Origin of the sequence: Clostridium sp. AF27-5AA, from assembly GCF_003478415.1 — a bacterium.
In the GTDB taxonomy this organism is placed as follows: domain Bacteria; phylum Bacillota; class Clostridia; order Lachnospirales; family Lachnospiraceae; genus Otoolea; species Otoolea fessa.
Genome location: NZ_QUFH01000001.1, coordinates 1 through 18,648, shown reverse-complemented (window position 1 = coordinate 18,648; position 18,648 = coordinate 1). Strand labels below are relative to the sequence as shown.

At 47.9% G+C, this 18,648-nt stretch carries 23 protein-coding genes; 3 read left to right on the top strand and 20 right to left on the bottom strand.

What is annotated here, in order from left to right:
• Nucleotides 1-10: 10 nt before the first annotated feature.
• From DWY89_RS00120 to DWY89_RS00065, 11 genes are all read right to left on the bottom strand, one after another.
• Nucleotides 11-1,078: a DUF932 domain-containing protein gene (locus tag DWY89_RS00120; RefSeq protein ID WP_118524231.1), complete on the bottom strand. Its 1,068-nt coding sequence runs from the start codon at nucleotides 1,076-1,078 to the stop codon at nucleotides 11-13.
• An 84-nt stretch (nucleotides 1,079-1,162) separates the two neighbouring features.
• Complete coding sequence (locus DWY89_RS00115) at nucleotides 1,163-1,501, bottom strand: hypothetical protein (protein ID WP_118524230.1); 339 nt, start codon at nucleotides 1,499-1,501, stop codon at nucleotides 1,163-1,165.
• 13 nt (nucleotides 1,502-1,514) lie between these two features.
• Nucleotides 1,515-3,521: a DNA polymerase gene (locus DWY89_RS00110; protein WP_347474705.1), complete on the bottom strand. Its 2,007-nt coding sequence runs from the start codon at nucleotides 3,519-3,521 to the stop codon at nucleotides 1,515-1,517.
• 111 nt (nucleotides 3,522-3,632) lie between these two features.
• Nucleotides 3,633-4,220, bottom strand: coding sequence for a DUF2815 family protein (locus DWY89_RS00105; protein ID WP_118524228.1), 588 nt, complete (start codon nucleotides 4,218-4,220; stop codon nucleotides 3,633-3,635).
• Between the two features lie 89 nt (nucleotides 4,221-4,309).
• Complete coding sequence (locus DWY89_RS00100) at nucleotides 4,310-5,533, bottom strand: DUF2800 domain-containing protein (protein ID WP_118524227.1); 1,224 nt, start codon at nucleotides 5,531-5,533, stop codon at nucleotides 4,310-4,312.
• A gap of 11 nt (nucleotides 5,534-5,544) precedes the next feature.
• A complete protein-coding gene (locus tag DWY89_RS00095; RefSeq protein WP_118524226.1) occupies nucleotides 5,545-6,237 on the bottom strand; it encodes a hypothetical protein in 693 nt (230 codons plus the stop codon).
• Nucleotides 6,234-6,698, bottom strand: a complete 465-nt coding sequence (locus DWY89_RS00090) for a hypothetical protein (protein WP_118524225.1) — start codon at nucleotides 6,696-6,698, stop codon at nucleotides 6,234-6,236. Before DWY89_RS00090 ends, DWY89_RS00095 begins: the two co-directional genes overlap by 4 nt.
• Nucleotides 6,691-7,290, bottom strand: coding sequence for a DUF4406 domain-containing protein (locus DWY89_RS00085; RefSeq protein WP_118524224.1), 600 nt, complete (start codon nucleotides 7,288-7,290; stop codon nucleotides 6,691-6,693). Before DWY89_RS00085 ends, DWY89_RS00090 begins: the two co-directional genes overlap by 8 nt.
• A gap of 83 nt (nucleotides 7,291-7,373) precedes the next feature.
• The gene (locus DWY89_RS00080) at nucleotides 7,374-8,129 is read right to left on the bottom strand and encodes a sigma-70 family RNA polymerase sigma factor (protein WP_182434454.1); all 756 of its coding nucleotides are present in this window, start codon (nucleotides 8,127-8,129) and stop codon (nucleotides 7,374-7,376) included.
• Nucleotides 8,130-8,610: 481 nt separating this feature from the next.
• Nucleotides 8,611-8,970 carry a helix-turn-helix transcriptional regulator gene (locus DWY89_RS00075; RefSeq protein ID WP_118524222.1) on the bottom strand — a complete coding sequence of 120 codons (360 nt, stop codon included), beginning with the start codon at nucleotides 8,968-8,970 and terminating at the stop codon, nucleotides 8,611-8,613.
• Between the two features lie 1,044 nt (nucleotides 8,971-10,014).
• A complete protein-coding gene (locus tag DWY89_RS00065; protein WP_118524220.1) occupies nucleotides 10,015-10,896 on the bottom strand; it encodes a hypothetical protein in 882 nt (293 codons plus the stop codon).
• A gap of 313 nt (nucleotides 10,897-11,209) precedes the next feature.
• Here DWY89_RS00065 and DWY89_RS00060 point away from each other — a divergent pair, with 313 nt between their 5' ends.
• Together DWY89_RS00060 and DWY89_RS00055 are read left to right on the top strand one after the other, a co-directional pair.
• Nucleotides 11,210-11,719 (top strand): helix-turn-helix transcriptional regulator, encoded by a 510-nt coding sequence (locus DWY89_RS00060; RefSeq protein WP_118524219.1) that lies wholly within the window; start codon nucleotides 11,210-11,212, stop codon nucleotides 11,717-11,719.
• Nucleotides 11,720-11,753: 34 nt separating this feature from the next.
• Complete coding sequence (locus DWY89_RS00055) at nucleotides 11,754-12,428, top strand: ImmA/IrrE family metallo-endopeptidase (protein WP_147353318.1); 675 nt, start codon at nucleotides 11,754-11,756, stop codon at nucleotides 12,426-12,428.
• A gap of 211 nt (nucleotides 12,429-12,639) precedes the next feature.
• Here DWY89_RS00055 and DWY89_RS14460 read toward each other — a convergent pair whose 3' ends face one another.
• The 9 genes from DWY89_RS14460 to DWY89_RS00010 all read right to left on the bottom strand — a co-directional run bounded on the left by DWY89_RS14460 (nucleotide 12,640) and on the right by DWY89_RS00010 (nucleotide 18,165).
• The gene (locus tag DWY89_RS14460; RefSeq protein WP_243022632.1) at nucleotides 12,640-13,143 is read right to left on the bottom strand and encodes a helix-turn-helix transcriptional regulator; all 504 of its coding nucleotides are present in this window, start codon (nucleotides 13,141-13,143) and stop codon (nucleotides 12,640-12,642) included.
• Nucleotides 13,144-13,253: 110 nt separating this feature from the next.
• Complete coding sequence (locus DWY89_RS00045) at nucleotides 13,254-13,577, bottom strand: hypothetical protein (RefSeq protein WP_147353317.1); 324 nt, start codon at nucleotides 13,575-13,577, stop codon at nucleotides 13,254-13,256.
• A 111-nt stretch (nucleotides 13,578-13,688) separates the two neighbouring features.
• The gene (locus DWY89_RS14455; RefSeq protein ID WP_243022630.1) at nucleotides 13,689-14,459 is read right to left on the bottom strand and encodes a hypothetical protein; all 771 of its coding nucleotides are present in this window, start codon (nucleotides 14,457-14,459) and stop codon (nucleotides 13,689-13,691) included.
• Nucleotide 14,460: 1 nt separating this feature from the next.
• Nucleotides 14,461-14,844 (bottom strand): VOC family protein, encoded by a 384-nt coding sequence (locus DWY89_RS00035; protein ID WP_118524216.1) that lies wholly within the window; start codon nucleotides 14,842-14,844, stop codon nucleotides 14,461-14,463.
• A 104-nt stretch (nucleotides 14,845-14,948) separates the two neighbouring features.
• On the bottom strand, nucleotides 14,949-15,278 hold the full coding sequence (locus tag DWY89_RS00030; RefSeq protein WP_118524215.1) for a hypothetical protein: 330 nt from the start codon (nucleotides 15,276-15,278) through the stop codon (nucleotides 14,949-14,951).
• A gap of 64 nt (nucleotides 15,279-15,342) precedes the next feature.
• The gene (locus DWY89_RS00025; protein WP_055058494.1) at nucleotides 15,343-16,275 is read right to left on the bottom strand and encodes a hypothetical protein; all 933 of its coding nucleotides are present in this window, start codon (nucleotides 16,273-16,275) and stop codon (nucleotides 15,343-15,345) included.
• Between the two features lie 150 nt (nucleotides 16,276-16,425).
• Nucleotides 16,426-17,037 (bottom strand): VanZ family protein, encoded by a 612-nt coding sequence (locus DWY89_RS00020; RefSeq protein ID WP_118524214.1) that lies wholly within the window; start codon nucleotides 17,035-17,037, stop codon nucleotides 16,426-16,428.
• Nucleotides 17,038-17,043: 6 nt separating this feature from the next.
• Nucleotides 17,044-17,946, bottom strand: a complete 903-nt coding sequence (locus DWY89_RS00015) for a sugar phosphate nucleotidyltransferase (protein ID WP_118524213.1) — start codon at nucleotides 17,944-17,946, stop codon at nucleotides 17,044-17,046.
• Between the two features lie 12 nt (nucleotides 17,947-17,958).
• Nucleotides 17,959-18,165, bottom strand: a complete 207-nt coding sequence (locus DWY89_RS00010) for a 4Fe-4S binding protein (protein WP_179976203.1) — start codon at nucleotides 18,163-18,165, stop codon at nucleotides 17,959-17,961.
• A gap of 302 nt (nucleotides 18,166-18,467) precedes the next feature.
• On the opposite strand from DWY89_RS00010, the gene DWY89_RS00005 reads away from it, so the two are divergent.
• On the top strand, nucleotides 18,468-18,648 hold a 181-nt coding region (locus DWY89_RS00005; protein ID WP_147353316.1), incomplete at its 3' end, for a transposase.

The window sequence follows — 18,648 nt, the reverse complement described above, 5'->3', positions numbered from 1 at the left end:
AGCCGCCACCTCACTGATTGATCTGCTTCCACTGTTGCGGCTCCATCGTGGCGACCTGCCAGCCAATGCCCTCCAGTGTGGTGGCACGGTCGTAAGAAACAATGTCCTGCGATGCGCGGGTCACCGCATTGGACAGGCCATACAGAGAAAGGTCGCCGCCCTCGATGAGGTACTTGAGGATGCCTTCCTGTTCTTCAGCGTTGATGCCATAGCTCTGCGCGGTCAGCTGCACCACGTCCTGCACCTTGCCGGTGATCAGTACTGCCATAGATTCCTGCAAGCGGCCGACCACCTGCGAGAATCTGCTCTCATCAATAGCCGCCATCGTGGTATCGCGGAGTTTCAGCAGAAATGCCTTGTCTTCCGCTTCCATCGTTTCATCCGAATACAGTGCAAAACTGTCCTCCACTGCTTTTGCCTGCCGGCCCACATGATGGCGGCGTTCGCCCATGTCATTGACCACCATGCCATTGGTGCAAACAAGACGATATACCAGAGGCTGAATGGACACAGCACCCAGACCAACCTCGGAGTTGGAGATCATCACACCAGCCTGGACGATATCGCCCTTGCGGACTTCCATCTCCAGACGGTGATTGACCACCTTGAGGTACAGACGGTTTTCCGTCACCTCGCAGGACATCACCTCGTACTGATCGTTTCCGGCGAACAGAGGCAGGACAGATGTGGCAATTTCCATGTTATCGATGCGACGATACCGTTCCGACAGCAGCGCACGGGCCACCTGTCCGGCACCGTAATCCATTGAACGGACCATGTAAGAACTGGGCTTGTCCGCAAACCAGCTGTTCACGTTCTCAGCCAGGAGCTCCGGCTTCTGTGCCTGCATGAGATCATAGTATTTCGCCGGGATGCCCAGTGCTGATGCCACCTGACGGTGGAACAGCGAAGTCGTTCCGAACACCTCCTGCTGGTTCGTAGTCAGATGGTTGATTTCAAAGGTGCGGCCATCTTCCCGGAGGCGCATCCCCTGTGCCGGACTGATAAAGTCCTGCTTTGCCTTGTTCTGGCGATCCAGTTCCACAAGGACTTCCTGCAAATTTCTGCCTGTTTTCATAAGTTTTTCCCTTTCTATCCTGCGGCGCATATTTATACGCCGGTTTATGCGTCCATGTCTTTCCTGCACAAACGCCGTGTTCCATTACAGTTCCCGGTTGATCATCTGCTGGATGACCTTGACGGCTCCCTGCATCCGGCTCCGGTTCAGCCGGGTATCGTGCAGCAAGGTGTCTAGGGCATCGACCTCATCCCGGATGTTACAAAGTACCGACCGCTGATGGTCAGCAAGGCGTTCATTGTCCTGCTCCATGCGGTCATACTCCTTTTCGTAATCATCGATATCCTGTACATTGGTATCGATGTACTCCTCGATCTCCCGGCAAAGCTCCTCGCCAGCATAGTCCTCAACTGCATCCAGCAGGTCGCGAATGCCAAAGGGTGTCAGAAGTTTTCCGTCCTTCATTTTCAATACATGAGGCATAAGGCTCCCCCCCTTAGTCCTTGAAATAGTAGTCGCCCTTGTACCCGGCAGCAGCCAGTGGCAGACCTTTACACCATGCCGGATTCTCCGACATCAGCTTGCAGACTTCATCCACTGTGTACTGATCCTTTGGTGCCTCGATGATGACTTCATCGTGAACATGAGCCACAATATTCAACCCCTCAGCCGAGATACGGTCCATTGCCTCAGCCAGAATGTCACGGGCAATCGCCTGTGTCGCATTCTCGACTAGTCGGCCAGAGTAGGTTTCCTGTCTGCTCCACTTGTGGTTCTGCCCCACACCCTCATAGGTCAGGCTCATACGACCGAAGCGGTTCGGCTGCTGTCTCGGCTTCAGATATGCCAGCCGTCTGCCGGATGGAAGCACCATCCAGAGGGTGCCGGAATAGAACTCAAAGGCAATCTTTCCGACCTCCTGCCGCTCCCCGGTCTTATAGGCAGTCATCGCAGCCTTTTCGGTGTCCCACCAATACTGCACGATCTTCGGGTTGGCTTCCCGCCAGGAATCAATGATCTCCGGTAGTTCTTCTTCGTGCAGTCCCATCTGCAATGCGCCCATACTGATAAGTGCGCCGGAGGAACCGCCGTAGCCACAAGCCAGCGTTGCGATCTTTCCTTTCTGACGCAAGTCGCCGTTGACACCGTGCTTGACGACAGGCACATGGAACATCTGGGAAGCGGTAGCACAGTAGAGATCTTCGCCGTTCTGAAATGCATCCAGCACCCACTGCTCCTCTGCCTCCCACGCAAGCACACGGGCTTCAATGGCTGAAAAGTCTGCCACGATGAACTCGCAGCCGTCTTTTGGAATCAGCATGGTGCGGATCAGCTGCGAGAGGACATCTGGTGTATTGCCGTAGATGCTCTCCACCATATCGAAGCACCCCATCTTCACGAGTGTTCTCGCTTCGTCCAGTGTGGAAATGTGGTTCTGTGGGAGGTTTTGTAACTGGATATTCCGGCCGGAATATCGACCGGTACGGCTTGCTCCGTAGAACTGGAACAGTCCCCTTGCCCTGCCATCCGCGCAGACACAACGTTCCGCTGCCTGGTATTTCTTCACAGAGCTTTTCGCCATCTGAAGTCGGAGCTTCAGCATATCCAGTGCTTCCGCATCCACACCGTTCTTATCGAGCTCGGTGATCATCTGCGCCACATCCTTCTTACCGAGTGTATCCATCGGGATGCCACGCTCCTCCAGCCATGTCTTCAGCTGGGATACGGAATTCGGATTTTCCAGCCCGGTCAGTTCGTAGGCTTTCTTACTCATGGCGTCCGAGAGCATCAGGTCACAGGTGATTGCTTCCTGTACCAGTTCCGTGTCGATCCGCACGCCACGGTCATTGATGCGCTCATTGGTGCGGTAGTGCTGCCATTCCAGTTCCGGCATCGGAAACTTCTTCAGCCGTTTGTAGATGTCCACCTCGGTGTTGACATCCTGAATGCAGTAATACTTAAACTTCGCCCAGTCCGCCGGGTAATGCTCCGGGAGATTCCGGGTGCGCATCCCATTTGACTTGGTCGGCTTGCACGGTACAGAAAACAGCTTGATGAGCCTCTCACCTTCTTTGTCTTTCTGCTGGCTGGTCTTCAGTACCGTACCGACATCCTTCAGTGCCAGCGGCAAAGTCAGCGATGCCGCCATGACCATCGTGCAGATCCAGCTATCCGGCGAAAGAAAATCTCCCGGTTTCAGATACTGTCCGGGACAGTACCGGTTCAGATGAACAGAGAAACAGACACGTTCAAAGGCAGCATTGTGTGCGATCAGCCGCACACTTCCGGACTGAAATGCCTCCAGCAGTTCCATTGGAATGGTTTCTCCTGATGCAAGGTCAGCGCACTTGGTTTCACCAAAGCCGGCTCCCTCATCGGTTGCCCAGGCAATCAGCAGGATCTCAAAGCTGGGGTCCGTAGCATAGCGGTACAGACCACATTTTCCGATGTCCACCTCGCTGTAAGTCTCAATATCGACCAATATTTCTTTCAAAAATCTCACCCCTTCGTTTGAATCAATCCGTCATGTGAATCAATTTTTCATGTAAAAACCGGGAGATGTTCTGACACATCCCCCGGCCTGCTTACTTAGCTGTGTACAAATTGTCCGTGCTTAACGCAGGTAATCCGGCAGTTCCTCACCGGCGTCTCCGCCCAGAACATCCTCATCATCTTCCAGCGCATCAAAGTCAGCGTCTGCAGATGCACGTCCGGACAGACGGTCGCCGTCCTTGACGAACTGGATGTTGCCCAGACCTACCGCTACACCACGGTTACCATTGGCATTGAACGGATAGAAATTGACGCTGACATTGCAGAAGCAGCCGGAGTAGACCATCATCGGGTCAACTACAGGCTGGACATGACGGTCAACGACCTGCGGTGCGTCCTTGCTGGTGGCATTCAGGAAGAAGTGCTCCTGATAATTCTCATCATCCGGACGGTCAATGTCACCATCACGCAGCGGAAGTTTCAGGTTTGGGGGGAGCTTACCGCCCCACTTGCGGACCTTGCCATCTTCCTTCGCTGCTTCGATCGCCTTGTGGATCGCCAGCAGGGTCTTCTTATCGTCCTTCGGGATCAAACAGGAAACGGAATACTTCGCCTCACTGCCATTGATGCTCTTCGGCTCGAAGATATTGGCAAAAGAGATACGGCACGGGATAACGAGCTTCGTTGCACTGATAATTTTCTTAGCCATAATAAAAATCCTCCAAATTCTTTTGTGATGCCGCGCCTCTTATCTGACTGCGGCATCCTGTTGTGTAATGCGGTTTTCTATGTCCAGCCTCAGTCAAGGGGCGTGAACTCATCCTCGGCAGTCTCCAGATCGACTGCCTCTCTGGGATCGGAGTTTGGTACAAGCGCCAACTTACCGGGTGGCTTGACCACATACTCTCCCAGAATCTCTTTGAACTTTTTCTTTCCCATGAGCTTTTCAAACTCAGTAAGGGAGATCAGCTCGGTCTTATAGATGTCGGTGTATCCGGCTTTTTCTGCTGCGGCCACCACTGACTTTGTGTCAAGGAACTGCCGCTTGCTCCTGCCCTCGACCACCTTATAGCCATCCCACGCAACGCCGTGGTTAATGGCTTCGGAACTGACATAGGCAAAAATCGCTTCGATCCAAGACTCGATACGGTTCAGGGTCGGAAGCATCTTTTCGATGTCCGTCTTGGAAAGGAGTGCCGGGGACTTGAAGGTCGGTGCGGAGGTGTCCGGATTGTAAGCTGCTGTGGCATCGGTCTCCTCCGCCTCATCGGTAAGAACACCTTCGTCCAGATCCAGAAATTCTTCCTTCACCAGTGCCAGAGCTTCTTCGGCACAGGCTTTGCAGGAAGTCCTCGCCCTGCAGAACCGGCACCAGTCACCGGGAACCTGCTCACCTTTTCCTTCAAAGGCCAGCTTCGCCCTCGGTCTGACATAGGTCTCCGCCCAGTCCAGCAGTTCCTCCACACTGCATTCATACGTTGAGATATTTTCCAGTCGCGGCTGGATAATGGTCATGGACACCCGCTTGATGTTGTACAGGTATCCGTAGGCGTGATAAGCGCCCAAGGCGTACAGCATCATCTGCGGATTGTGGTCACAGCTGACGAATACGCCTTTGCCGTTCTTGTAATCCATGACATACAGTGTCCCGTCTGCGATGATCACGCAGTCGCCGGTACCGAAGCCAGATGGAACCAGATAGCTGTAATCGAGCCGCTCCTCCACCATGACCAGTGGATGCGGGCAGGTTTCCTTGATGCGCTCCACCGTTGAAATGATGAACTCTGCGTAAATGTCAGTGTTCGCTTCCATCTCCTCGTTCTCGTACTCGGAGGTCGGACGCTGCACTCTCTCATGCAGGTACTTGCGGAGTTTATACTCACCCAAGGCATGGGCGGCTGTTCCTTCCTCGGCATACACCGAGGATTCATTTGGAAAGTTCTGCTCCAGCCTTGCCGATGGCGTACAGTTCAGCCACCGTTTCGAGCTGGAAGCAGACAGGATTGCGTGTACTTCTGGCATAATGACCTCCCTTAAATCTGGGAGACATCAGCCAGAAACGCTTCGTACTTTTCCGAAGGAAGGTCAGAAAGCTGACCGACACCATAGGTCTTCAGAAGCTGACCAATCTTCTCGTTGTTATCACGCTTCTTCTTGATCTTCGCCACAATGACCGCTGTGATATCATCCTTGGTGATTGTCACCGCAGACGATGTCGTAGTGGCAGCAGGTGATTCCTGCTTGGCCTGTTGCGCCTTATCAGGCTGTCTGGTCTTATCGGTCGGCTCGTCCTTCCGGCCGGTCTCTTTCTCCTGACCGGTATCCTCGCTCCACGGAAGATCATCGGCATCATCCGCCGGGAAGTTTTCTTCTTCCTCTGCTTCCTCGGCACTGTTCTCGGCATCCGGCTGTGTGTCTGCATCGGCATCGCTATTGCTGTCAGTGACAGGTTCCTCCAGCTTGTCTGAAGCCTCCTCGACCTTTCGGGTCTTCTTGATCGGCTTCTTGCGTGGATGCGATGCTGGTGCACCTTTCTTCTCAAACACAGCAGGAGCTTCCTGATCCACGATCGGGAAGATACGCTTATCCTCCGGGGCAGCATCTGCGCCCAGAAGTTCAAGCTGATCAGACACGCCTTCAAACATCTGGGCAAGTCCTTCAAAAACCTCGGTCAGCCCGTCCACGACCTTCTTTGGAGCATTCAAAACATTCATCTCATCCATCATGCCTTGTCCTCCTCATCCATGTTCTCGCCCCAAATGGAATCGAGGTACTCCTCCTGGGCGGCCAGCACTGCCAGAATGACCTTCTCGCACAGACCGGTCTTTGCCTTGATGAGACCGATCATTGCATCCACATCAATATCCTCCGGCTCGTCCTCATCAGGCTCATCGGTTTCATCGGAGTCGCCATCGAAGTTGTTGTAGGAAGTCATGCGCTCATCCATGTGGATATGCAGGTTGTCGATGTGGATGTTGATCGGCACGGTCTTGACCTGTCCGCCCTGCGGCACCGCTTCCAACTTCTCGGTTTCCGGCTGAACCGTCTCCAGCGCATCTTCCGCAGCCTTAACATTCTCCTGCAGCTTGTCCACTACATCCCTGATAGGAATGCGGACAGCCTTTCCTTCCTTGAGCATTTCCATGATGATCTCCTCCAGAGTCCCGTTCTTCTTTTCGTTAGCCATTGTTTTCCTCACTTTCTGCAGCTTCCTGCTGCCCATTGCTGTTTTCAGCTTTCCTACCATCCAGCGGAACATGGTACTGTTCCGAGATGCTCTTTAAGAGCAGTTCGACCACTCGCCCCGGCTCCGGCAGATTGCGTACCGGCTTGTTCAGCTCATGCGCTTTCTCGATCTCTGCCGCCATCCCTTCGGATATCGTGTTACCGAACACCCAGAGCTCGTCCGCCTCCTCCAGCCAGCGCATTCCCAGCTTCGTGCCGGTGTTACGCTCCTGTGCATCCTCATCCTTTAAGAACTGGGTGAAGTACAGGTGCGGTGCCAGCGGTAGAAACCCCAGTGTGGTGAGAATCCGGCAGGCGGTCTTGGCGCGGTTGATATTCGCCATCAGCTCATCTTTCCTGCATTCCTCTGTTTTTGAGGTCGGTCGGTATGGCGAGCAGACGAAAATTTTCTTCGGCGCCGTTGCAGCCGCTTTGTTTACTGTATCCGCATCCACAGCTGCGGCGTCCGGTTCGGTGACCGTATCTCCCCCGCCGGGTGGACGCTCGATGAGATCGAGGGTCTGCTGGATGACCTTATCGCTTACTGCTTTCATAGGTTCTTACCTCCTTGATGTATTGAGGATTTTGTATCCTTACATAAAGCACACCGTTTGGAGCTGTTTGGGAGGTACTTTTCTTAAAAGTTTTTTCTGATTTTTTTCAGAGCACCTTCCAGGCAGTTTCCAACAGAACGGCGACCGATACCAATTTCCTCTGCAATCTCCTGCTGGGTCATACCTTTATAGAAGTAGAGCTGGACCACTTCCATCTGACGCTCGGTCAGCTTGCTCATGGCAGCATACAGACGGCGCAGTTCCTTGTCTGCCAGCATCTCGGCATTGTCTTCATCCAAAAAGTCCACCATAATAGAAGCGGACCAGTCAGAGCCATCGCACTCCAGCGGCACCGGCTCAAACTTTGCAGCAGTTTTACTGAGGTTGTGTTCCATACGCTTTTCCCCTTCCATCAGAAGGCGCAGACTCCACTCGGCATCCTCGAAAGTCTCTGCCGGCACGATCTGATGTGTGCCATCGGTGAAGTCGTAGCGGTAATCTCCGCAGCGTTCCACGGCCATGACAGTGTGGGCACTGTCCACCTCATAGACTGCATAGCCGTTTTCATAGGCCGTCAGCTTTGCACCATTCACGCTCGTGCGGGCTACTGCCACCGGGTTCATCTCCATGAGAGTCTTGAAAGTCGGGAGCTTCTTCTCCACTACAGTGTCGATCATTCCTTTCAGCTCACGCAGAGTGATGTGTGCATTCAGAGCCACCTGCTCTGCAGCCTGTGCCGCGCTTGCTGCCATCTGGCTGACTGCCACCTGCGGCTGATGAATCTCCATCACACCTACTCCACCGTTGATTGCTACTGCTCCAGTCATCATGTTCATCATTGTTTTGTCCTTTCCCCCGGACTTCTGGGAGGGAAGGATACTGAAAGCTCTGGCTTTGAAGAACATGCATGGCAGATTCGCCGCATCCTCATGAAACGGACAGACTCTGCGGTCAAAAAGGCGCAAAAAGCCCGGTTCTAAAGAAGGTTAGAATGATCCCATGTTCAGTCCTCCAGCTCCAGCAAATAACTCTGCTGTGCTGTCAGATCGCTTATGGTATCCTTCGCCTGCTCTAGAATCGGGCTTACGATATTTTTTTATTTGTCCGAGGTACTGCCGACAGGTGCTTTCGTTTCGGCTCTGTGGGCTTGTCCCTTGAACTGTTTATAGTCTACCAGTTTGAAAGGCGCTTGCAGATGGCAGATAAGCCACACTTCTGTGGCGAATTCGCCACATTTTCATATCGACTCTGTGAAAGCCCTATATCGGCAGTAAAAAAGGCAAAAAAATACCGCACAGACACTTTTGATCTGTACGGTACTTAACCAGCCATAGCCACATGACCTTCTTGGAACAAGAACGCATCAATGGTTTCTTTTACCATCTCTTGATGCCTGGGACTCAACTTCTCATATTTTTCTTGAATTGGGGGCGCTGGGGGCGCTGTATTTTCTGACTCTTCTTCGTCCATCAGTGCGTCCATTGAAACGCCAAGGGCTTTTGCAAATTTACGCAGCAGTGAGCTGCTCATTATACCTTTCGCTCCGTTTTCGTACTTGGAGATGTCAGCTCGGTCAATATCCACCGCATTGCTCAAATCTGCCTGCGACCATCCCAGTCGCAATCGATACTTTCTTATATTCTGACCCAATATATATTCTTCGCTGTGAATATCGACCATGCTGCTCACCTCCTTCCTCTTTCGTACTTTTACTTGATTATATCCGATTCAAGTTTCTTCCCGCTCGCATTCATTTTTGTAGATAACTTTTTTAATTTCTCCGGATAGACAACCTCCATTTCGTTTGTACTTATCCAAATATGGTACCCATCCGCCTTCTGTCCATAAACGACAAAAAGACCGGAGCAAATAAAGATTCAAGTGCATCGAATGCTACAATACTTGTTTCTTTATTTACTCCGGTCTACAGATTCTTTTATCTATATGTACCGGCATGTACCAGATTGATAGTTACTTTTCAACCTCAAACAAGCGCACTTCGACCCAACAAATTAGTAAAAATTAATCCCTACTATAATATTAATAGATTTTCCTGCGGCGCTATGCCGCCAATTCAACAGTAAATAAATAATTAATTTTACTAAATATATGTAATCTTTGTACGCCGTTCGCTCACCCAATTATCTGATGAGTGATGTGGCATCAATCAACTATCTTTCTGAGTACACCTCCTATATGACTATGATTTCGATATATTTATACAATCAAATTTTCCCACAATTTGTGGTAACTTTGATTATATCAGATATAATCCCGTCCGTAAATAGGCTCTGGAAAATTTTGTCATATGGTTCAGAAACAAGTCGTTATTTTGTGCATTTTGCCAGTAAAATCTCTGACAGCCATCTTTTCTTCTCACACTGGCTACAGCAACTATCATTGGTACTTTTCCTCTGTAAACGACAAAAGGAGCCGAAGAACATGGTTTTTCAACCACAATCCTCGGCTCCTATTAGCCCTTCATCGAATCCAATTACCCGATGGTTATACTCTTTTTCACTTCATAAACAGCCAGCCTTCCATCGCTGCGCCGTTTTACCTCGGCATTATTACCCCGGCTCGTAATCTCCCGTATGGTTTTCATAATGAATACATCATCATTCATTGTGCTAGCAGATACGTCATGTACACGGCTGTTATGTGAGGAATAACCACACCTGCTCTGTTCAAGTTCTTTCATTACCAACTGCACCCCTTTCCGGATCAGATGTCAAAGAGTTTCTGCTCCCAATCGCTTTCTGTTTCTTCCACAGTGTCTTCTTCAGCCTTCGACTCATCATCTTCTAACGGTGTAAAAACAGTCCCGACATTTGGACGCCCCACCAATGGGAAAACATATTCTTCTTCCACCTTGTTTTCATCAAGATTTACCAAAATAAGTGAAAACACATCCTTGAACTTTATATTCTCAAGTGTTTCAACCATTCGGTTATATACTTCCCGGTTGGTGAGAACGAAGCTCATCTTTTTCGGATTCATAGTCCCAGCATAGTAAAGACCTAAGACCATCAGAAACTTCTGGCGTAGCTTCATCACGGTATGCGCCACACTGTTTTTTTCCAACATTGTGTGCCAGATTTCGAATTCCCAAATCTCCATCTCGCCACTATCGGAATTAGCATCCGTTGATATAACCCAATCTGTCCGATAACGGTAATTAAGAGCATTGTGTTTATTTTCACCCTCTAATATTGAAGTCCTGTAACCCCTATCTTCCAACTCCTTAAATATTATATCCGTAATGTTTTTTTCTGCAGCTTCAAATTCTTTGCTCGTATACTTTCCTGTCATCCGGCGTGGTACTTTGCCGTTTGCATCCATCAGCATTTCAAAAGTTATTCCACTTTCCGGGTCCGAGTTCTGTGCCACTTTCTGAATCAGCTCATCCGTGCAGGCCCCAGAAGTTTTCATGTTAACTATTCTTGAAAGCGTTGATGGATTCACTCCGCAATCAAGAGCAAACTGCCGCATACTGCGGCTTGCTCCTTTTGCTCTAATGAGCAACTCTGCTAATTTCTCTTTCTCCGGCGGGCGAATGCGAATATAATTCGCAAGCTCCGTCATATCAATTTTTCTATCGCTCATGCTTTGCCTCCCGTAAATCAGGCGCGTTGTTTATATTGCTTGTATTGCGTATATTGTATCACTTCATAATTCCATTGTCAACATATACGCAATATTTATTGCTTTTTTTGCTTAATAATTTTATGTTTGTTTTCGGCCAGTTTCCCTCTTGACTTCTACAACCTTCTATTGTATTATAGGAACAAGAGTTCCCGAACTTTTGTTCTTAGTATAATGGAACAGTTGTTCCTTGTCAAGTAGCTTTACAAAATTATGTTGTAATTGCTGGTACTTTCCCTCCAGCACACAGCAGAATCCCACATGGAGGCATGACATGAAAAACGAAACGAACCTTGAAACAAGTCTACTCAACACGCAGGAGACCAAAGCGGATGCCGCTGCCACCCTGACTCCTGACGCAACCAACGGAGATAAAATAAAAGCCCTCCGCACCGCTCAGCACATGAGTATGGCTGAACTGGCACGGCGGGCTTCGATGTCGGATCGTGCAATCCGCTATATTGAATCCAACCAACGTGAACCGAGCGTTGATGCGATTCAGAAGATCGCCGCTGCTCTTGGAGTCACTACGGATTATTTTATGGATGAGGCAACCTTCCAGCAAGAGCTGAACGATGACCTCTTCTATGCAGATGTCCGCAAGAAGTATGGTTCCCGCGGTGTTGCACAGGCAAAGAAAATAAAAGAACAGACCACTGCCCTGTTTGCCGGCGGTGAACTGTCCGAAGAAGATCAGGCTGCTTTTATTAAAGAAATGGAAGAACTTTTCCTCGATGCCAAAGCTGATGCGAAGAAATTTACTCCGAAAAAATATCTGCGGTAAGAACTGATATTACTCCAGAGGAAAGGAGTCTACCTTGAACACATGCGCTATTGATATGGCCGATGCCGTAGTTCGCCGCTACAAGACCCGCGACCCGGAAGAGATCATTTCCCGGAGAGCCATAAACCTCAAAGAGATACGCTATTGCCACGACCTGCTCGGTTACTACACAGTTCTGCTGAACTGTGAGTACATCGGCATCAATTCAAATTGTACGAATGCCCAGCGTGTATCCGCAATGGCTCATGAACTGGGACACGCCCTCTTTGACCGGAAACACGCCAGCTCCGGTCAGGCATTTCAAGACACCTATTTTTATAGTCTGGATAATTCAAAGGCAGAACGGCGCGCCAATACTTTTGCTGCCGAACTGCTGCTGGCAGACGATGCTGTTCTGGAACCGATTGGCTACTACGAATATGCTGCCGACCAGAAACAGCTGGAGGCAAATCTGCCTTCCCGTTGCTCCTCTGCTTACCGCGCCATGAAATATCAGGAGCTTTTGCAGGAGTTCCAGTACGCACACTCTGGGTTGGTCACGCTGGATGAAATTGCCCGGATGAACTCTATTGAGAAACATTTCGTGGATTTCAAGCTGAACATCCTCGCAGACAAGGGATACCAGCTTCCGTTTCTTCCTGAACTCCACAATGATTTTTTGAAGAATTCCATGAAGAACTGCAACGAAGGCGAGGTGACAATGGATTGAACTTTTATTATTGTGATGCCTGCCATTACTGCTTTGAAAGCGAGTCACTTCCTGACCGCTGCCCGGACTGTGGTGCAGTGGAACACGATGAAAAGCCAGCTGTACGGCTGGCAACAAAATATGAAATAGAGGAACTGCTCAGAATACGAGCAGAGGATAACGACTGATTGACTGCCCCACTGTGTGCAATATCTCACAGCGAGGCATTTTTTTATTTGTGGTATTTCTTGACCAGTTTTACCATTTCTTCGTCCATAAAGATATCTGACATTCTACAGTCCAGTGCAATACAGATTTTGAGAAGAACTGAAAGCTGCGCTTTTTCAATATCGCGCACACCCTGTTCGTAATTCTGGTAAACCCGGACACTGATTCCGGCTTTTTCTGCAAGCTGCGACTGAGACAATCCCGCTTTCTTTCTACAAACCCTCAGCTTCACATTTCCACTCTTGGCGTGTTCTTCCTCAATCTTCGGATAGCTACGCCATAGAACAGAACCATCATCCATCAAAATCCAATCACCGTTAGAGCTCCTCTTGATTCCTGCTTCTGCTTTTTCCTCTGATAACTTAAAGTCATCATATTCCCTGGTTCTTGAATACTCGCATAATGCTTTCACTGCTTCCTGCATATTAGAATACAGGATCGGCACACCGCCATCGTCCTTGCATTTTTCGATATAGTACTCTTTTGTAAAACCTTTGACCTGCTTCATACTCATACCTCCTATTGCTTTGATGGTACATCCAAAGATGTATGATGTCAAGCAATAATTATGAGTACACCTCCACTGTGTGCAACATCTCGTAGTGAGACGGTTTTCCGTCACAAACTATATACTTCACTCATAAGCCTTATCCCGACTTTCAGACCTTCCTCAAAAGCGGTCTTCTCCCATGCGCAGCACACCGTCCCCTGCCGGTCCATGATCTTTTCCCAGAGCGGAATCTTATCTCCGACATAGTCATCTACGAGCCTATCCATTCCTTCCAAGCCGCGCAGCCACTCTTCCAGTTCCTTTTCTTTGGCCTTTGCTGCTTTCCCGGCAACTGTGTTTTTCTCTACTGGGTTGTTCTCCGTGTAATGCTCGTAGATCAGATCAAGCAGGTTCTCCACCGGTGGATAATACTCCGGCTCTGTTTTCTTCAAATACTCCTCTAGCATTTCCTTCAATTTTTCTATAATGCTACCGTCCTTCCCAACTGAGATTCACCTCCTCAGTTACGGCACACATTACCGCACACTTCTGTACATAGCAACCTATTTTTTGCGGTCTTTCGGATGCCCCATCTTCTCCTTCACTTCATCCGGCACATTAATCAGTCCGAACCGATAGAACATTCCGTAGATGTAAGTCACTCCCCGGATATCACCCAGAGCTTTGGGTCTCTCTACTACTTCACCTTTTATATTTCCCAGTGCCAAAACTATAGAGCTCCATGCCAAACTCTTGCTCTTCTCCCGTCTGTCGATCCACAGCTCCTTGGTGTACTCGCCATTTCTGCCTTTTTTAATTTCGTAAGAGAATGGCAATCCGGAGTAGGTTTTAAATTTTACCCCAGCATAGACCAGAACCACACCCCAGAAGTTTTCTTCTGTCGGATCAGCTCTCCATCGCTTCATCGCTCTGTATCTCCGCTGCCGCTCTGCTCCAACACTGATCTTCTCTTTCTCTGTACTTGGGAAGTACACGCCTTTCTGATATGGTAGGTACGAGGTAACGGAAGCTTTGGAGAGTTGAAGATCATTTGCGGTTGAGAGTAGGGAGTTTTTGTAGTCTTGTGTTTCACGGTATTCTTCAAAAGTGTTTTTTACTTTCTCCGCCACTTCTGATTCATAGACACCGGCCGTGATGAGCAGCTTTCTTACTTTGATGGGATTTAGAGCTAGAGCATCTGCGATGGATTGGAGGGAGCATTCCTCCTCATAAAGCTCCACCGCACTTTCCATCTGCTCTTTCAGATTCTTCCCGGCATCATGCTCCGGCTTCAACTTCTTCCGGCCACCGCCGGGTTTTCTTGTTTTCTTCATTTTACTCATGCAGCTCCAGCGGCAGTCCATCCGGGTCGTGGAAGAAAGTCATCTTCTTGCCGGTGTAATCATCCACGCGGATTGGCTCACATTCAATGCCAACTTCCGCCAGTTCTCTGACCGTCTGCTCCACGCTATCAACGCAGAACGCAAGGTGACGTAGGCCACAGGCCTCTGGGCGGTTCACACGCTTCGGCGGTTTTTTCTCAGCGAAAATCTCCAATTCTGTGTGCTCATTGACACGCAGATCCAGCTTCCAATCCTCGCGTTCCGGGCGATAGTTTTCTCTGATGACAGAGAATCCCAGCTTATTCACATAAAAATTCTTTGCAGCTTCGTAGTCAGATACGATGATTGCAATATGATGTATTTTTGATAAGTTCATTTTGTGTCACACTCCATTTCTTTTATTTTCGTTATAAACTATATATCAACCTTCAAATAATACCGTGTGAACTCCTGGAGTTCAGTTTGTCCACACGGCAAATATTATTTCAGTTTTTCAAGGATCTCGTCCGCGCTCATGCCGCTGGCTAATAATCTCTTAACCACACTCTCGGCTTCAGCCTTCTTAGCTTCTTCAGCGGCCTTAGCATCTGCCTTTGCCTTCTTCGCTTCCAGGGAAGCCACTTCTTTTTCGGCCTTCTTCAAAGCAGTCTTCTTCTCTTTCAGATCAGCCTTCAAAGTGTCAATGTTTGCGGTGATGGATGAAATCTCAGCAGTCAGGGAAGTGATAGATTCCTGCTTCTCCGCGATCTGAGATGCGTAGTCGGTACGGGTAGTTTTGGGACGGTTTTTGCTGCCTTTTGTTCTGGGCATAGGTGATAACCTCTTTCCTTTATTAGTTGTTTAAGTATAGCACTGTGTTGGGGGACGGGCAATATCATGAATTCGCAGTATAAAAATCCAAATATTTATGCTGTGTCTCACAGTATTTGATATAGCTTGTCATCAAAGAAAGGCATTGCACTCTGTCTACTTTTAATCCAGACGGGTGTGCCAGTTCATTGCGAGTTAATCTTAAATATGTAGCATATATTGCCTTTGCCGCATTATCAAGCGAAGGCGACAAACCCTTCACTGTCGGATATTTAATCTGATTTGTAGTCGCATCTTTCAACTTAAGAACTTCTAACAATATGTTTTCATATTCCGCATACCGCTGCGAAACCACATTCTTCCCCTGTAAAGCATTTACATAAGTTGCTTGTAATGTCGGTTCTTTATTAGCAAGAAAGCTTTCCATTTTTTCTATAAGTTGCGTTGCCAAATACTCACCAGCCAATCCAAGCATAATAAGTGCTGATTCAAACGCATCTGCATTATAGCATTTTAAACTTTGTTCAATATAGAATTTTTCCCATTCATCAATAGATGAAATCGAAGAAATCTTCTGCATATAGGCATCTGGGTCGTATGGAAAAATATCGCGTTCTTCTATACATTTCAATCCATATTTCGTAACATGAAAATATGGAAGGCTATCTCCGTAACCACCAATTGCACCAGGAGATAAAATATTATGATATGTCATCAAATGAACTTCTTCATTAAACAAATCCAGATTATCATTATCTAAATTTGTATTGCTCAGATAATATGGATATTCACCCGGAACTCCCCATGCCATTGTCGGGATTTCTACCACTTTTTCTATCACGCCATGTTCAATGCCGATATACTCGACTAACGCTCGCAGAGCTGAAACAGTTCCCCTATAACCGTACATTTCAAATGTCTTTTTCCAAGGAGTCTTTTCTGGATTTTTTTCTGCAAGAGCTTCAAATATCAAATTTCTCATTTCAAGACTTGTCATTACGAAATCCCTCCAATCTAACAGATTTCTTTTCTCACATCTCAGCCGATCATAAGATCGTTGCCTGCTGCTCACCACGGAGAGGTGTGTGATATTATTAGAGCAGCGTAGGGAGCATCCGCTCCCAGTATATCACAATTTCATCCAGTTTTACAGATGCTTTCTTGCCTTCATCGCCGCACAATACATCAATCCACCGATCATTCCACCGACTGTGTTATAGAAGATGTCTGATAGCTGGAACGTTCCTAAGCGAAGCAATAATTGCAGCATTTCTATGCTTATCGAAAAGATAAATGCTATCTTTCCGCTATACCACAGTATCTTCTTCCAGCCTTTCTCCATCTTCTCTTGGAATGTCCACATAACCACACTACTAAACGGCACCATCATGATCACGTTCTCGATGCATTCGGTGGTCAACTTCTGTTCGCCGTTCACGGTATCCCAGATGCCCCAGCCACCCATGACATCAGATAAAGGATTCAGCCACAGATTCCGATTCAGTAATGTTCGAAACAAAATCATTGATGTCACAAAGGCCAGTAAGAACAACTTCCGAAAGAACACGCTCTCTTTGAACTTCTGATACCATGTCACTATGGCATTCTTCCAGCCTTTGCCTGCTGCGGAAGGTTCATAAGCATATAGATAGAAGAACATGGTAAAGAATGAAAGCAGAAGTGAAAATCCAAACGGCTCATACAGAGCAGTCAGGATGTTTGTGAGGATCTTTCCGAGTAAACTAACTATTCCATTCATCACGTTTTACAGATCACTGAACAGGTCAGCCTTATACACGCCATTCTCCAGCATCTCCTTGAAACTGCCCTTTACTGCTGCGACATCTTCATGGTAGGTCATGCCATACCAGGTGTCGTTGGTCTTCAGGACCTTTACGGACATCTTTCCCTGCTCCAGCAGCTCACCGATGAAGATTGGGATCAGATACTCGGCTTTCTGAGGATTGCTCGATACCTCTTTCTCGAAAAACTCCTTGAAGCCATTTTCCAGCACATCCAAAAATTCTGGCGTTAATCCCCACATATTCATGGATACCAGAGAGTTCACATCCACAACTATGCCGTCTGCCTCTGCTCCATCTGCAGTCTTCACGATGTTCTTGGTCTCCACAACCTCAGTCAAGTTGTTATCCTCGTCCATCTTGCAGATACCACGAGTCACACCGCCATTATCAGACAGGGTATTCTTCAGCACAAAGCCTGCCATACAGGATTTTCCGCCATTCACCAGATACTCATGGACAGCCTTGAATCCTTCCTTGCCATAGTAATCGTCTGCGTTAATGACGATGAACGGAGTTTTAATTACGTCCTTCGCTGCAAGCACGGCCTGACCGGTTCCCCAAGGTTTTGTACGGCCTGCTGGAAGTTCTCCCGGAATATCGTTGATATCCTGGAAAGCATAGTCCACAGTTACATTGTGAGAAGAGCAAATAGCGGCAATGCGATTACCGATGGCCTCTTTGAACTCCTTCTCAATATCCTTACGGATAATAAATACCACATGATTGAAACCAGCCTCAATCGCATCGTGAATTGAGTAGTCCATGATAATATGGTTTGCATCATCAACCGGCTCCAACTGTTTTATTCCTGTTCCAAATCGGCTGCCGATTCCGGCTGCCATGATCAGTAATGTTGTTTTCATCTCTTTCTCCTATTATTGCGCTTTTGCTGCTTTTATTGGGCACACCTTAATACACTGATAGCAACGCACACATTTACTCTCATCGACCTGTGGGTACTCAAAGCCTTCTTCATCCTCAACCATAGAAATGGCTTCTTTCGGACAAATTGCATAACAGGCAGTACATCCACAGCATTCTTCCTTTCTTTTATATAATACTGGTACTTCTTTTTCCACCATTCACAACAACCTCGTATTATAAAGTAGTAGTTTTTATAGACCCTCTCCAAGGTCTTCATAACTATTAAGGTCATAGTCTATTCTTTACCTCTTCTGCAGGTTCGACTATGATATATAAGATGCTGTGGATTGGTTTCAATCACCTACCACTTGATGGTTTTAGGAAGGCTCCAACCACAGTCTCTTTGTTCATTTGTTAATCAGTTAGATACCGCATGACGGTTTATTTAGAACGAGGATACAATCGCAAGGAGCACCCTGTGGTTCTAAAACAGCATTAATACATTTCAAAGGAGATTATTATGATTTATGTAGGAATTGATGTCGCTAAGGATAAGCATGATTGCTTTATCACCAACTCTGATGGAGAAGTGTTGTTTAAACCATTTACCATTACTAACAACCTAGATGGTTTCAATGAACTTTATCAAAAAATTGAATCTGTTACGGAAGATGCAACAAAAGTAAAAGTAGGACTGGAAG